Origin of the sequence: Gracilibacillus sp. YIM 98692 (genome assembly GCF_010993965.1) — a bacterium.
In the GTDB taxonomy this organism is placed as follows: domain Bacteria; phylum Bacillota; class Bacilli; order Bacillales; family Amphibacillaceae; genus Gracilibacillus.
In genome coordinates this window covers 152,878-167,762 of record NZ_WIXM01000005.1, presented here as the reverse complement: position 1 = coordinate 167,762, position 14,885 = coordinate 152,878, and the positions used below count along the sequence as shown (strand labels likewise).

Genomic DNA, 14,885 nt, shown 5'->3' with positions numbered 1-14,885 from the left:
TATGTGGAATAGGAACTCTGTTAAAAACAGAGTTCCGTTATATCATTAGTCCCAATCAAGCCCTAATTGTTTCGCTTGCTTCTCAACATCATCGTCATACATTTCTGCAGCTTCCTCGGCAATCAATTGTCCACTTCCAACTGAAGTACAAATTTGTGGTAAGTTTGGTCCTTTTATTGGAGAAACAAATTCTAAAGCAGGTGCCACATTACCTGATTCAAAATAAGGTACTAAGTCTTTAACAGCTGTATAAGAATCTTCTGGTAACTCCACTCCTTCAATAACATAAGGCCCAATACTCTTAGATTTTGACTCGTATAATTCAATTGCTTTATCTGATATAAAGTATTCCATCCACTTTTTGGCAGCTTCTATCTTATCTGATTCTTTATTAATCAAATAGGCATTAGGCATCCAAACCGTATGTCCATTCACATCTGGATCATCACTAGGCTGAGGGAAAACGCCAATATCGTCTACCAATTCCGGGTAGTTATCATTAATATTTTGTAGTGCTTGTGTAAGCATTGGATAATGAACTCCTGTTCCTTCTGCTAACATTTTTCTTCCTTGGTCATACGTTGCAACTGTGTAATCTTCATTCATAAAACCTCTATCATGTATTTCTTGGATTCGCTCAAATCCTCGTTGGGCTTGTGGAGTATTAGCAAACTTTGCTGTTCCGGCTGTATATTCTTCTGCAAAGTTAGAAACCTCTGCCTGCACATTGTAGTAATCAGCAAGAATTGGCAGCTGTGAAGTCCAAGTCTCCCCATAAGTACCAATAACAGCTACTTTGCCCGCTTCTTTAATTTTTTCGTTATTTTCCATCAGCTCATCCCATGTTTTGGGAACTTCTAAACCTAATTCCTCATAAACTCTCTTGTTATATAACCATCCGCCTACTTGACTCGAACCTTCTGGAATTCCAAACACTTTTCCATTAGAACTAACCACTTCTTTATAGGAATCCATCATTCTATCAACAAATGGTTCATCCGATAGATCTACGAAATATTTTTCAGGGTTCAATGCCATCAATAGTGAGCCAGAATTAAATAACATAATATCTGACATTTCACCCGTAGCAAGACGTGTTTTTACAATGTTTTCTCCTTCTGGTCCTCCTGGTCGCAGTTCAATTTTTGTCTTTATCCCAATGTCTTCTTCCATTGCATTCATTACTGCTCTAAAACCTTCCGTATCATCAGCTTCACCCATTAATAAGGTAATCTCAGTAATTTCATCTTCTGCAGCTTCTTCTGTATCAGTGGAATTATTGTCTGTATCCCCTTCTCCGTTAGAAGTAGTTTCTTCTTCTGATGAACTATTACATCCCACAAGAAGAAGTGCACAAAACAACAAACTGGCTAATAATGAAAAATAATAAAATTTATAGTGACGCATGATTTCCATTCCTCCTTTATGAAATCCAACATCTTGTCGAATAATGTAATCGCTTACATTGACTTTTAAAATTTTTTCCTTTGATTTCGCAAACTATTTTGAAATACTATGATGTGGATAAATGCTATTGTGGAAGAATCAATTTATAATAGGCTTTTTTACTTGTGGAACTTCTATTACTTTCCCATTGTTTACTTGGGATTGAATAGCCGCTTCAATCACTTCTTGTACAGCTAAAGCATCTGCACCGGAAGCATTCATGTTCTCAGGTGGTACTCCTTCTTTAACCTGACTAATAAAATCAGAAAAACGATTAGCAAATGTATCATGGAAACTTCCGACACCTGATAAAATGGAATTTCGTTGTGCAAGTAGCTCATCTCTTTCATGTGGAAAAAAAGTAAATTTTTCATAGACATTATCTATTTCAAAACGCCCTTTATCTCCAGCTACTTCACAATACTCAATCGGATGACGCCTTGACATATCATAACTACCAGTTAAATGGCCAACTGCTCCTGAATCAAATTCCATATTAATAGAAACAGTAGACCATGTATTTCTTTCAGGTGCCTTCGTCATAAAGGATTGAACACGATGTACATCACCACCAAAATACCGCATAACATCAATGGAATGTGGATGCAGTGCTCGCATATGAAACCACGGGGTCATGTCCTTTGGATTTTGAATCGTCAATTTCATATTTAAAAATAATAATGATCCGAGGTCTCCTTTTTCTATCAATTCCTTTCCTTTACTAGCTGCAGGTACAAATCGATGATTTAAATTACAAACAAATCGCACCTGTTGTTTCGCAGCGTATTGTACCATTTCTCGAGCTTTATCTATGTTGTTGGATATTGGCTTTTCAACTAATACATCTTTACCAGCTTCTATTGCAGTCATAACCGGCGTATAATGATGACTGCCATTTTCCTCGCCCGCGGTAGCAATACTTACAATATCTATTTTTTTTGTCTCAAGCATTCTATTTATGTCTGTATAACATGCAGCGCCAAACTTCTCTGCCATCAACTCAGCGCGTTCCTCCACCAGATCACAAACAGCTACTAGTTTTGTGTCAGGATGAAGATGATAATGTTGGCAGTGAAGCTTACCAATTTTGTTGACCCCAACGACAGCAACTTTCAGCATGATGGTCCACCTTTCTTCACTATTACATCCGAGATCTATTGTTTTGATTTCACCTCCATCAATTTGTTATTTATAATAGTAAAGGATTTTTAAGGCTCAATCATAGCCAATAACGCCAACTTTTATAAGCATTCTAAAAGACGAAAGAAACTATGTAAAATAATCATTCTTTTCAAAGTCCCAAACCGAAAACCCTTACATAATTAGTCATTTTAAACTTATTTAATATACAAGCTTACGTTAATCATACCATTTTTTTATTCATTGAAGAAGGTTTATCTTGTTCTTTTCTGCCATTTATTAATAACTACACCATTATCGAGATGTCTATATTATCAATGACAATTGATAAATGGAATAGCCTATTCAAAAGCATTAAAAAAAGCATAAGAATTGTTTAAACACCTTCATGTAGTTTTCTTTGAAAATATTCGTTAATATAGAATTAAAGTTCAAAAATATAGGGGGGACTCCCATGAGTAACATATTATTTGATATACCAGCAGAAACGTACAAAACATTAAGCGAATCGGAAAAATATTTATTAGAATATATTCACAATCATTTAGATGAGATTTCGTCTATGTCGATTGTCAAACTAAGTGAATATGCTAGTGTATCCACCGCTACCATTGTTAGATTAATGAAGAAAATCGGATATGATGGATATACTTCTTTTAAATATAGTTTAAAAGAAAAAGTGAAGATGGCAGATGAAAATAATGAGATGGAAAACATTGATCAAAAAATCAATCAAGCCATTCAAAAAAATGAACATGAAGTGTTGAAAACTATCCAATTACAGAGTATTGGCCAAATAGAAGATGCTGTACAGAAAATCTATGATGCTGATAAAATTTTTGTGTTTGGGCGTGGTTTCTCTGAAATGATTGTGAAAGAAATGACGATTAAGCTTCAATTAATGGGAAAAAACTGTGAAGAACATAATGACCCGAATATTATTAAAATTAAATCAAGAGATATTCAACCAAATGAAATAGCTATCTTTGTTTCTTTAAATGGAGAAACAGATGAGCTAGTTGAAGCTTGTAAAAACTTAAATATTAGACAAATTACTACGATTACGCTTACTACAAGAATGGAATCGAGCCTCGGGCAGATGTCGGAAATGACTTTTATCGGATACAAGGGAACCCATTCCTATTTTCCAGATTACGAAGTTCGCTCTCGTCTTCCCCTAAGCGTTATCTCACGAATTTTATTAGATGCTTATGCAATTCGGATGCTGTAAAACTTGGCTGAACACGCCAAGTTTTTTTATTTTACATCGAACGAAAACCTTTACATAATCTGAAAACATTTACGCCATTTTCTATGCCATAATAAAGACAAATAGAAAAACAAGGCAGGTGAGTACATGATTTATACACTAACACCAAATCCAGCTATTGACCTTTATGTTGGATTAGACCAATTAAAACCTAGTGTTGTGAATCGAACATATGAAGAAGACTATCAGCCGAATGGCAAGGCAATTAACGTCTCCATTATGCTAAATAAGCTAGGTGTTAAGAATACTGCCATGGGCTTTATTGGGGGATTTTCAGGAGAATTTATCGAAAAGGAATTAAAGAACCTGTCCATTGACACTTCCATGGTTCATGTAGAAGGGATTACCAGAATAAATGTATTCGCTAATGCTGACAAGGAATACAAAATTGTCAATAAAGGCCCTCTTATCTCGAAATCTAAAATAGCAGAAATGCTCGAAAGAATTCAGCGTATTCCTCCTCATAGCATACTTTTCGTTTCAGGTAGTTTACCAGGAGGGATAGAAGATGATTTTTATATGGACATCGCTAACATATGTCAGCAAAAAAATATAAAACTTATTTTGGATATTAGCTCTCATGCATTGCTAGACTGTCTGACATATAAACCATACCTTATTAAACCAAATGATGATGAGCTCGCTGCTTTTTTCCAGCTATCACCATCAGAGCTCACACAAGAAAAAATCGTAGAGCTTAGCCATAAACTTTTGAACATGGGAGCTCAGCAAGTTCTGGTTTCAAGAGGAGAAAAGGGAGCAATCTACACATCACCTAATCATATTGTCAAAGTAAGTTCAGCTAAAGGTGAAGTAGTGAACACTGCATGTGCAGGTGATGCGATGCTAAGTACCTTTATTGGAAAACGAGAACTAAATGAAGATTTAGAAAATGCTTTAATTTATGCTTCTGCAGCAGGAGCAGCAACTGCTTTTAGCAAAGGCCTTTGTAGCCTTTCATATATTGATGCACTTATACCACATATTCAAATGGAAAAATTAAAGGAGGAGAGTCTTTATGGCTAACATTAAAATTGTGGCAGCAACAGGTTGCCCAACAGGTATAGCGCATACCTTCATGGCAGAAGAAGCACTAAAGAAGGCAGCGAAGAAGCTTGGAGTAGAGATTAAAGTAGAGACACATGGACAAGTTGGAGTAGAAAATGAACTATCCAAAAAAGACATTGCAGAAGCAGATGGTGTCATCATGGCAGCTGATAAGGATGTCTATGCGTACCGCTTCCATGGAAAGCCAACAGTTGAGGTATCTGTTGCGAAAGGAATCCATGAAGCAGAAAAACTAATTCAAACCATCATTGATGGGAAAGCAACGGTATACAAAGCGAAAAAAAGCAGTTCATCGGATGAAGATGAAAGCGCATCGAATAACAGTGGTAATACCATGATTCATTCCATCTATAAGCACCTTATGAACGGTGTTTCCCATATGCTTCCATTTGTTGTAGGCGGTGGAGTTCTTATTGCTTTATCCTTTTTATTCGGTATCCACTCCGCTGATCCAGAACATGAAAGCTATAACCCAATTGCAGCAACTCTGATGGACGTTGGCGGTCTTGGATTTCAAATGATGGTGCCAATTTTGGCAGCATTTATTGCAGAATCGATCGCGAAGAGACCAGGGATGGTAGTCGGTTTTATCGGTGGTTTGATTGCTAGTAATGGTGGAGCCGGATTCTTAGGAGGTATTGTGGCAGGTTTCCTTGGTGGTTTCGTTATTGTATTACTAGGTAAGTTACTAGAAAAAATGCCAAAATCATTAAACGGACTTAAATCTATCTTTTTATATCCTTTAATCGGTATCTTATTAGTCGGTGTCATCATGACATTATTAGTTGAGCCTATGACAGCCATTAATGAAGGCATGATGTCTTTCTTAAGTAATTTCCAAAATGCAAATCCTATCTTACTTGGTGTCATTGTTGGTGCTATGAGTGCCTTTGATATGGGTGGTCCTGTCAATAAAGCAGCCTATGTAACAGGTACAGCACTACTTGGAGAAGGAAACTATTACTTTATGGCAGGTGTTTCTGCAGCTTGTATTACACCTCCACTTATTACAGCATTTGCAACCGTATTTTTTAAAAAATACTTTAATCAAGCAGAGCGTAATTCAGGTGGGGTTAACTTTATTCTTGGATCTACTCACATCACAGAAGGTGCGATTCCCTTTGCAGCCAAAAACCCTATTGTCGTGATTCCAATATTAATGATTGGTTCATCCATATCCGCTATTTTAACTTATATGATGGGAATCGAAGTACCAGCTCCGCACGGTGGATTTCTTGTATTACCAGTCGTTACAGGAGCTATACAATGGGTCGTTGCTATTTTGATAGGTTCTCTAGTTGGGGCATTTATTTACGGATTCTATAAAAAAAGAGCATTTCTAAAAGCTGAAAAAGAAAAAGGTGGAGAAAAAGATGGACAACAAATTGCTTGATATCAATCAAATTAAACTAAAGCAACCTTTGACATCGCAGCAAGAAGTTTTTCAACAAATTGCATCCATTGCGGTTGCTCAAGGGATTGCTTCGGATCATAACGAAGTAGTAGAAGGATTAATTAAAAGAGAACAAGAAAGTACCACAGGCTTTCAAGATGGTTTTGCTATTCCACATGCACAAGTGGATGCGATTAAACGACCTGCTATTGTCATCGTATCTTCTAAAGAAGGAGTCGAGTGGAATGCTTTAGATGGAAAACCAGCTAGCTTCTTTATCGCTTTATTAGTTCCAAAACAAGAAGCAGGAACGACCCATATTCAGACACTAGCTTCCATCTCAAGAATGTTAATTTATGAAGAAAAACGTGAAGCATTAACAGATGCAGAAGATGCAAATAACGTAATGGAAGAATTTGCGGGAGCTTTAGTATAAATTCTACTTAGGGGGAAATCTTATGACACTCGTTTCATCAACACCAATGTTACAAGAAGCAAGAAATTCAGGTTATGGAATTGTTGCCTTTAATGTTCACTCTTTCGATATGCTTTACTCGGTTGCAGAAGCTGCAGCCGAGATAGATGCACCTGTAATTATTCAAACAACTGTTGGAACTGTAAAAAATTTAGGGCCAGATAGCATTGTGAAAACAGCACATGCTGCATCTGAAAAATATGATATTCCAATGGCACTCCATTTAGACCATTGCACCGAACTAGACGTCATTATTCAGTGCATTCGAGCAGGTTATACCTCAATCATGATAGATGCTTCGATGCATCCATTCGAAGAAAATGTTCGTCTTACCAATCAAGTAATGGATATAGCCAAACATATTGAGGTAAATGTTGAAGCAGAGCTAGGGAAAGTCGGTGGTGTTGAAGATAACATTGTCGTTTCCGATAAAGATGCGGAAAAAGCAGTTCCTTCTGAATGTAAGGAATTTATTGAACGAACCGGAGTACCAACATTAGCTCCAGCAATTGGTACAGCTCACGGTATTTACAGCGGTGATCCGGATATTGATTTTGATCGAATTCAACAAATAGCACAACTTGTTGATGAACCGCTCGTTCTACACGGTGGTTCTGCTATTCCTGAAGAAGATGTGAAACGTTGTGTATCATTAGGAATGGCAAAAATGAACGTATCAACTGAATTAAAAAATGCTTATTCAGAAGCAATTAAGGACCATTTTTCCAAAACACCAGATTCCTTAGATCCCAGAAAATATCTATCCAAAGCAAAAGAAGTAGCAAAAGAACTTGCAAAAGAGAAAATGACCTTAGTCGGATGTAATGGGAAAGCACAAAAAATAAAAACAAAAGCTTATCCAAATCAATATAAAAGAGATTCATTGCATGTGTAATGGAAATAAAGGAGCTCGCTTAGAAAATAGCGCGCTCCTTTTCGCATGCTGGCTTAACCCTTTATTCATCAGATTTACGATTAGCTATGCTAACTTCGGAAAGGTTCCACCAGTTAGGGCTTCCCCTTTTTCGATATTTAGTCCATCGACAACAGGATGTGATTTTCCGCTATAAATCGTACCATCAGGCATAAAAATAATGGCTAATACTCTTCTTGGTTTATCCGTTTGGTTAGAGTAAGCAGCATGAAAGGTTAATCCATCATGGAACGTACAACTGCCTGCTTTCAATGGCACTGTAACCGCTCTGTCCTTGTCTAATAACTGCCCCTTTGTTTTTGCATCATCAAAGATGTCATGACTATTTACCAAATCAACAGCCTTTAAATCTTTTAACTTGTGCGTCTTAGGCAAAAATTTCATACAACCATTCTGCTCATCTACATCGTCTAGCGTTAACCATATCGATAGTGCTCCTGGTTCTTTCATCGGCCAATATGGGTAGTCCTGGTGCCATGGGGTCTCTTTTGAATCAAGCGGCATTTTCAATAGAGCATGGTCATGAAATAATCGAATACCCTTATGACCAATTAACTGATTTGCCATCCCGGCTAATCTTTCGGAAAGAACAAATTTTGCCATTCCACCATGGTCACGCCAGGTATTAACACGTTGATTTAGTACTTTATAGTAAGCAGCTCCTTTTTTACTATTTTGCACGGATCTCTCACTTTCATTATTCATCACTTCATCAAGATAAGTACGCAGCTCCTCTACTTCATCAGAACTTATGACAGTATCCACCTGAACAAAGCCGTTTTCCTGATAATGATTGATTTGTTCCTCTGAAAGCTCGATTTGAGAATCTCGAAACACGAATACATTCCCCCTAAAAGGTTGTTTAATGTAACTTACTTTATAGTTTATATTGGTCTTGATTGATTTACTTGGTCGATTTACTTTTCATATAGGACGATTTGCCAAACAAAAAAAGGTTCTCATTTGATAAAACGCTTACATAATGATATAGTACAGAATATCCTTTTCTTGGAGTGGTTTTATGGCAAATCAACATAATGTTTCAACACTTCTCGGTGAGCAATTTTTTTCCAAACCTGCATTTCCTTTTCATATTCATCAATACTTTATTTCAAAAGAAAAGCCGATTCCTCCCCATAATCATGATTTCTTTGAGCTCGTGTTTGTAGTGGAAGGAAATGCAACTCACTATATGGAAAACCAAGCATATCCATTATCAGCGGGGAATGTCTTTATTATTGAACCCGAGGTCTATCATCGTTTTAATCCCTCGACACATCAAGATACCATTGTTTATAATGTGCTATTTAGCAAGAATTTTTTAGGTAAAGAACTTGCTATTCTTAATGCCATTCCATCATTTGTTAACTTGTTTTATTTAATCCCTTTTCTACGTAAAAACGCATCTTTTATCCCATATTTACCTCTTCACACTTCACAAAAAATAGAAATAGAACGACATTTAGATACGATTCATCATGAATATCAAGAACAAGAAGATGGTTTTGAACTCATTATAAAAACTAGATTAATTGAAATACTTGTGCTATTAAGCCGGTATCATACACTGAACCAATCAGATAATAGTGTTATCATGAGTGATAAAGAAGCGATTCATTCGATTACACAATATTTAAAAGAACACAGCGATCATCCATTAAAACTTTCCCATCTTGGCCAAACCTATGGAATGAGTGTATCCTCTCTAACAGCCAAATTCAAAGAACATACTGGTAAAACATTAATTGAATACAAGCATAGTGTGCAAATTCAATACGCCTGTGTCGAGCTTCAAAAATCTCAAAAGAAGATCGCAACTATTGCTTTTGATTGCGGTTTTAATGATATTAGCCATTTTAATAGAATTTTCAAAAAACAAGTTGGCATGACACCAAAGGAATATCGGGCTATTCACTAAAAATAATTTTCCGAAAAGAATATCTTCGAAAAATCATATACAGACACTTCACATATAAATCGTATTCCCAACATTTACTTGAAGTCCTTTAACCATTTACATATTAAAATAGGGGATAGTGAATCTAATAGAAAGGATAATAGAATGCAACGAAGAGGAAAACATCACCTAATATTGTTCTCTAGTCTCTTATTCGTATTCCTATTATTTGTAGTACTTATAAATAATACTAAAGTAGCAAATACACAAAGTACAACAGTAGATAAGGCCCCAAGCATAAGTGATATAACTGTTTCCCCTATCGCTGAAGACAATCAAACGATAAAAGGAACGGTAGAATTATCTGTTAAGGCTTCAGACGACAACGGAATTAGTAAAGCAGAATTCTATAGCGAAGGTGGGAACTATTTAATCAAAACCGTCACATCAGCCCCTTACACGATTGACTGGACGACTGATCCGTGGGTTCCTGATGGGGTTCAACATATAAAAGTCGTTGCTTATGACACGGCTAATCAAACAAGTGAAGTTTCTAAATCAGTTCTGGTAGATAACACTTCCCCTGTCGAGGCAGCACAACAAAATTATAAGCGTGTGGGCTATTACGCGAGTTGGGCTACTTATTCAGAATACCAGGTGACAGACATTGATGCTAGTAAACTAACACACATCAATTACGCATTTGCTAACATCTCCGAAGACGGGAAAATGAAAGTAGGAGATCCTTGGGCAGATACACAACAACCGTTCCCTGGTGATACCGAAACCCAAGAACTCAAAGGAAATTTCCATCAATTAAACAAGCTAAAAGAACAACATCCCCACTTAAAAACATTGATTTCTGTAGGTGGCTGGACATGGTCTGATAAATTCTCTGATGTCGCCCTAACCGAAGAATCAAGAACCACCTTTGCAGATAGTGTATTAGACTTTATGCTTCAATACGGTTTTGATGGCGTTGATCTTGATTGGGAATATCCTGTTAGTGGTGGAAAAGCAGGCAATACAAATCGTCCAGAAGATAAACAAAATTATACGCTATTATTGAAAAAAATTCGTGAAACATTAGATGCTCAAAGTGAAAAAGACGGAAAGGATTATCTGTTAACTATAGCAGCAGGCGTAAGCAGTCACCATGCAGCAAATATGGAGTTAGATAAGCTTCACCAATATGTTGATTACATTCAATTGATGACATATGATATCCATGGCGAATGGGATCAAATTACTGGTCTAAATGCTCCATTACACAAGGACCCAGACAGCAAATTTGCTCAGGAGTGGAGTGTACAAGACGCTGTTGAAACTTATATTAATAGAGGTGTACCAACTGAAAAAATGGTGATAGGAATACCTTTTTACGGCAGAGTTTATAATCAAGTAGACGAAGCTTCTTCAGGCTTGTATCAACCTTTCTCAGATGGAAAATCGGTCGGGTATGCATCTATTGAAGAAAACTATCTGAATAAAAATGAATTTAGGCGTCAGTGGGAAAGTGATTCGAAGACTCCTTATTTATCTAATGATTCCACGTTCATAAGCTATGATGATGTTGAATCAATAGGCCATAAAACATCTTATATCCAATCGATGGAATTAGGCGGTGCCATGATGTGGGAGCTTAGCCAGGATCCTGATAGAGTATTATTAACCAAAATATATGAAGATTTAAAATAAAAACCTGCTTAAAATAATGAGCAGGTTTTTATTTTCTGATCGTACCGCCTTGAATATCGCTTTTATTCGACAAAATAATAATCCAAACCCAAGAGGTGACAGGACCTAATTAGCAGATGCCTTTGATTCCTGGTTATTTTCATAATCTTCCTCTGATTTTTTACCTGACAAGAACCAACCTCCAACTGCAGTTAGTAGTAAAACACTCCAGAAAGTAATGGACCATCCTAAACTATGAGGAAAGTGTTCATCTAAGAAACCTACATGTTTATGGGAAAGTGTAATAACAGCAAGCTTTACGCCGACCCAACCTACGATTAAGTATGCAACAGTTTCTAATCCTGGACGCACTTGCAGAAGTTTGACAAACCAAGTCGCTGCAAATTTAATCAGGACAAGACCTGCAATGGCTGCGATAACGATAACTCCAAATTTGGCTCCATCCATCCCACCAAAAGATGGAAGCGGTGACTCAGGTAGAGCTATCGCAAGGGCTACAGCTGCAAGAATGGAATCGATTGCAAAAGCAAGATCTGCGACACCAATCTTGGCTACAGTTGGCCAAAATCCTTTCCCTTTAGGTACTTCTCCCTCTTCTTCCGTATCTTCTTTTGAACCAAAATAAGTACCAATAATATGTTTTAGTCCTAAGTATATTAGGTAAGCTGCACCAATTGCTTGGACCTGCCATACATTCGCTAAAAAGGATATGGCAAAAATAGCTCCGAACCTAAAGATGAATGCTCCGATAATCCCATAGTTTATGGCTCTTTTTTTCTGATCTTCCGGTAAATGCTTAGCTATGACAGCTAGAACCAGTGCATTGTCAGCAGACAATAGACCTTCTAAAGCAATCAGTATTAACAATGTCCATCCATACTCTAACCAAATTGACTCCAATTTCCATTCTCCTCTCAAACGAAGCTTACTTAAGATCGTTTTAACGACATAAAAAAGACCTCTGCCGTATTTGGCAAAGGTCTTGCTAACAACTCTTGGTCGCCAGTAATGCCGAGAGTAAATGACTTTACTCTGAAGTGACGACAATTACTGTAAAAGCTACTCCCCTATTACACTTCTTACAATTTTACCAAATCCCCTTGAATTTGTCTAGATGGACCCAAAGGAATATACTTAATAGTTATACTCCCCTCTCTTTTTTTTACGCCTCCAAAATATCCATAAGAGCAAGACAGTTAATAAAATAACAGCACTGAAAATAATGATAACGATCATGATATCACGATTGGAGACACTTGTTATTCTCCCTTGATCATCGTTCCTGTTTTTATCATTAAAAGTAAATAATTGATTCGCTTTATTGACAACGCTCATCGTATTATTTTTAGATTGATCAACCTCTCCTAAGAGATCAAAGAATTTTTCATGGATATATGGACTATCACTCTGTTCATCATCCGTCGAATGAAAAAATACCATTGCTTTATCGTTGTTCCAATAAGAAGGTTGTATCCAAGAAACATAGCTCACTGTTTCTGTTATGAATCCAAAAGGAGATAAATCTACCCCATCTTTTTTGCTCCATGGAACGACTAAGCCTTCATGTACGGAAGCAAAACTATCATTTGCTCCCTTAAAAAAAATTAAGTGAGAATTTGATCGTGTATGATCACTTAAATCACCAACATCTCCTATGACAACACTGAAATTATTAAACGAACTGTATCTTGACAGGTTATGGACAATCAAAGACAATTGTTTCAAGCTGTTTTTCTGTAAATTTTTTGGCAAGATAAAGACTACATCATCATAAGCTTTTTCCCCCTGGCGAAAAAGCGGTGTTGGCCAGTGATGTAAAGAAAGAGCTCTCTCTATTTCATAAGGAATATCCAAATTACTATCCTCTTCAATGGTGACCCAATTGCCGCTTTTATAACTTTGCCTACAACCATCTGGAGTGTATGGATAGTTAAATTCAAAACTGACAGTCACGATCTCTTGATTAACAAGCTGTTCTTTCGGAATAGAGAATGAGTAATCATACTTTTCTACTTCTGTTGTGTCTTCTGCTAGAAGATTAGTTAATGGAACGGTATAAGGTTGATCATTTACATAAACAGTCAGACCGAGCTGATCCTTGAATTCTGTATTCTCCCATTCTCTTAAAACTGGCGATGCTCGAAGTGATAAATAAAAGGTTCCATCACCTTGAATAGTCTGATAAGGAGGAATAGATAGATAGAATGTTTGTGTCGATAATTGTGTATCGTCTAAAACAAGAGACTCATCCACAATAGGAAGTGCCAGATCTTCCCTTACCTCCTCTTTTTCCACAGATGGCATACTCGTAATTTTGATGGCATTTCCCGTTAATTGCTCGGTTATCTGTTCATTCATCAGTAAGGAGGCCTTTTCTATTAATGTCTCGTTATTATTAGCAGACACAAACAATATTTGTCTTATTTTGTTATCTGTTTTCTCAATCGTGTTATTTAAGTAAAGCTCATCTGGGTGTAACGACATATCTTTAAATGTCATCCTTTTTGCCATTTCTCCCGACCATGCATCCATTGTGCCAATTGCAATGACATGATCTTGTTCCGTTGCAGGGTACCATTCCGTTTCAAAGCGAACAGGTACAAGTTGCTGGCTAACCGTTTTTCGAGATAAATGTTGACTAAGGTCTAATGCTGTTTTCATTATATCCTCATCGCTATTGTCAGGAATCACGATTGACGTATGAACTTCCTCCTGTGCTCCTGACGTAATAAATGGATACGGATAACTATTTAATAAATCATCAGTAATGGTTGTTTCTTTTGTATCAATAAATGCATAGGAAGTTTTGTGTAAAACCATCCAATTAGCAGGATCTGTCTGATCTAAACAGTAGTTTGCATGTATATATAATCGTGCTTGAAGGGAAACCTTGTTCACACCATCCACAAAAAATTCTTTATCAAGTGGAATATTAAACGTTCTAAATTCAAGCTTATCTTGAAAGGAGTAACTCTTTATCGGCCGATCATTGATTAAAACAGTGAAGGAAGAGAGATCTCTTATCAATAAATCAGAGGAACTGATGGTTAATTCCACATAACTGTCCTCACCAACCGTACTTAGTGGTAATGTAAAATAAAAATCACGGTTCCCATTAACACCCTTTAAGGTCATATCCTCTTCACCAAATAAAATGATTTCCCCTTGATTTTGAGGTGTAGTTTTTGACTCATCTTGATCCTCATTTGAAATAAGGTTTAAATCGTAATTAGGGTTTTGATCTTCACGGTCTGCTTGATCTATTGTTGCCTCTCCTATTGGCGGATCTTCTGAAGATGGTTGGTCTGATTCTTCATTATCGTGTGTGAGCATTTCGCCATTTTTAGATTCTACATCGCCCTGAACAAAAGGAACACTAGTTTCGATATACGTCATCATTTTGTCACCATATAAGATAACAAGATAAATCAAACCACAACTTATAAGCATTATAAAAGGTGTTAGCCATATCCACTTTCTCTTTTTGTTTTTCGCATACGTGGCCTTTCTGGATAGGTTTTGATATAGATTTTCGTCATTGTTAGCATTACTCATCAAGATCTC

General features: G+C 36.7%; 12 protein-coding genes. 7 read left to right on the top strand and 5 right to left on the bottom strand.

The annotated features are described in order from the left end of the window. Window positions 1–45 precede the first annotated feature (45 nt). Together GHD00_RS07510 and GHD00_RS07505 are read right to left on the bottom strand one after the other, a co-directional pair. Window positions 46–1,407, bottom strand: a complete 1,362-nt coding sequence (locus GHD00_RS07510; RefSeq protein ID WP_163537535.1) for an ABC transporter substrate-binding protein — start codon at window positions 1,405–1,407, stop codon at window positions 46–48. Window positions 1,408–1,545: 138 nt separating this feature from the next. Beyond that, window positions 1,546–2,565 (bottom strand): Gfo/Idh/MocA family protein, encoded by a 1,020-nt coding sequence (locus GHD00_RS07505; protein WP_163537534.1) that lies wholly within the window; start codon window positions 2,563–2,565, stop codon window positions 1,546–1,548. Window positions 2,566–3,040: 475 nt separating this feature from the next. Here GHD00_RS07505 and GHD00_RS07500 point away from each other — a divergent pair, with 475 nt between their 5' ends. The 5 genes from GHD00_RS07500 to GHD00_RS07480 all read left to right on the top strand — a co-directional run bounded on the left by GHD00_RS07500 (window position 3,041) and on the right by GHD00_RS07480 (window position 7,687). Further along, a complete protein-coding gene (locus GHD00_RS07500) occupies window positions 3,041–3,817 on the top strand; it encodes a MurR/RpiR family transcriptional regulator (protein WP_163537533.1) in 777 nt (258 codons plus the stop codon). Between the two features lie 126 nt (window positions 3,818–3,943). Then, window positions 3,944–4,882, top strand: coding sequence for a 1-phosphofructokinase (gene pfkB, locus GHD00_RS07495; protein ID WP_163537532.1), 939 nt, complete (start codon window positions 3,944–3,946; stop codon window positions 4,880–4,882). Next, entirely contained in the window at window positions 4,875–6,317 is a 1,443-nt protein-coding gene (locus GHD00_RS07490) for a PTS fructose transporter subunit IIC (protein ID WP_163537531.1), read from the top strand. The genes pfkB and GHD00_RS07490 overlap by 8 nt, the downstream gene beginning before the upstream one ends. Further along, window positions 6,298–6,753, top strand: coding sequence for a PTS sugar transporter subunit IIA (locus tag GHD00_RS07485; protein WP_163537530.1), 456 nt, complete (start codon window positions 6,298–6,300; stop codon window positions 6,751–6,753). The genes GHD00_RS07490 and GHD00_RS07485 overlap by 20 nt, the downstream gene beginning before the upstream one ends. A 22-nt stretch (window positions 6,754–6,775) precedes the next feature. Continuing rightward, the gene (locus tag GHD00_RS07480; protein WP_163537529.1) at window positions 6,776–7,687 is read left to right on the top strand and encodes a class II fructose-bisphosphate aldolase; all 912 of its coding nucleotides are present in this window, start codon (window positions 6,776–6,778) and stop codon (window positions 7,685–7,687) included. A gap of 84 nt (window positions 7,688–7,771) precedes the next feature. Here the strand turns inward: GHD00_RS07480 and GHD00_RS07475 are convergent, their stop codons facing one another. Beyond that, window positions 7,772–8,563, bottom strand: coding sequence for a phytanoyl-CoA dioxygenase family protein (locus tag GHD00_RS07475; RefSeq protein ID WP_163537528.1), 792 nt, complete (start codon window positions 8,561–8,563; stop codon window positions 7,772–7,774). A gap of 184 nt (window positions 8,564–8,747) precedes the next feature. On the opposite strand from GHD00_RS07475, the gene GHD00_RS07470 reads away from it, so the two are divergent. Together GHD00_RS07470 and GHD00_RS07465 are read left to right on the top strand one after the other, a co-directional pair. Continuing rightward, complete coding sequence (locus GHD00_RS07470; protein WP_163537527.1) at window positions 8,748–9,644, top strand: AraC family transcriptional regulator; 897 nt, start codon at window positions 8,748–8,750, stop codon at window positions 9,642–9,644. A 144-nt stretch (window positions 9,645–9,788) separates the two neighbouring features. Continuing rightward, the gene (locus GHD00_RS07465; RefSeq protein WP_163537526.1) at window positions 9,789–11,321 is read left to right on the top strand and encodes a glycosyl hydrolase family 18 protein; all 1,533 of its coding nucleotides are present in this window, start codon (window positions 9,789–9,791) and stop codon (window positions 11,319–11,321) included. A 105-nt stretch (window positions 11,322–11,426) separates the two neighbouring features. On the opposite strand, the gene GHD00_RS07460 is transcribed toward GHD00_RS07465, so the two are convergent. Both GHD00_RS07460 and GHD00_RS07455 read right to left on the bottom strand, forming a co-directional pair. After that, window positions 11,427–12,221 carry a TerC family protein gene (locus tag GHD00_RS07460; RefSeq protein ID WP_163537525.1) on the bottom strand — a complete coding sequence of 265 codons (795 nt, stop codon included), beginning with the start codon at window positions 12,219–12,221 and terminating at the stop codon, window positions 11,427–11,429. Window positions 12,222–12,455: 234 nt separating this feature from the next. Further along, window positions 12,456–14,876, bottom strand: a complete 2,421-nt coding sequence (locus GHD00_RS07455) for a cellulose biosynthesis cyclic di-GMP-binding regulatory protein BcsB (RefSeq protein ID WP_163537524.1) — start codon at window positions 14,874–14,876, stop codon at window positions 12,456–12,458. Window positions 14,877–14,885: the final 9 nt, after the last annotated feature.

Excerpts from the sequence above, each read along its gene's own strand:
- pfkB (WP_163537532.1), top strand. The coding sequence starts at position 3,944 with ATGATTTATACACTAACACCAAATCCAGCTATTGACCTTTATGTTGGA.
- GHD00_RS07500 (WP_163537533.1), top strand. The coding sequence starts at position 3,041 with ATGAGTAACATATTATTTGATATACCAGCAGAAACGTACAAAACATTA.
- GHD00_RS07465 (WP_163537526.1), top strand. The coding sequence starts at position 9,789 with ATGCAACGAAGAGGAAAACATCACCTAATATTGTTCTCTAGTCTCTTA.
- GHD00_RS07505 (WP_163537534.1), bottom strand. The coding sequence starts at position 2,565 with ATGCTGAAAGTTGCTGTCGTTGGGGTCAACAAAATTGGTAAGCTTCAC.
- GHD00_RS07455 (WP_163537524.1), bottom strand. The coding sequence starts at position 14,876 with ATGAGTAATGCTAACAATGACGAAAATCTATATCAAAACCTATCCAGA.
- GHD00_RS07485 (WP_163537530.1), top strand. The coding sequence starts at position 6,298 with ATGGACAACAAATTGCTTGATATCAATCAAATTAAACTAAAGCAACCT.
- GHD00_RS07470 (WP_163537527.1), top strand. The coding sequence starts at position 8,748 with ATGGCAAATCAACATAATGTTTCAACACTTCTCGGTGAGCAATTTTTT.
- GHD00_RS07510 (WP_163537535.1), bottom strand. The coding sequence starts at position 1,407 with ATGCGTCACTATAAATTTTATTATTTTTCATTATTAGCCAGTTTGTTG.
- GHD00_RS07490 (WP_163537531.1), top strand. The coding sequence starts at position 4,875 with ATGGCTAACATTAAAATTGTGGCAGCAACAGGTTGCCCAACAGGTATA.
- GHD00_RS07480 (WP_163537529.1), top strand. The coding sequence starts at position 6,776 with ATGACACTCGTTTCATCAACACCAATGTTACAAGAAGCAAGAAATTCA.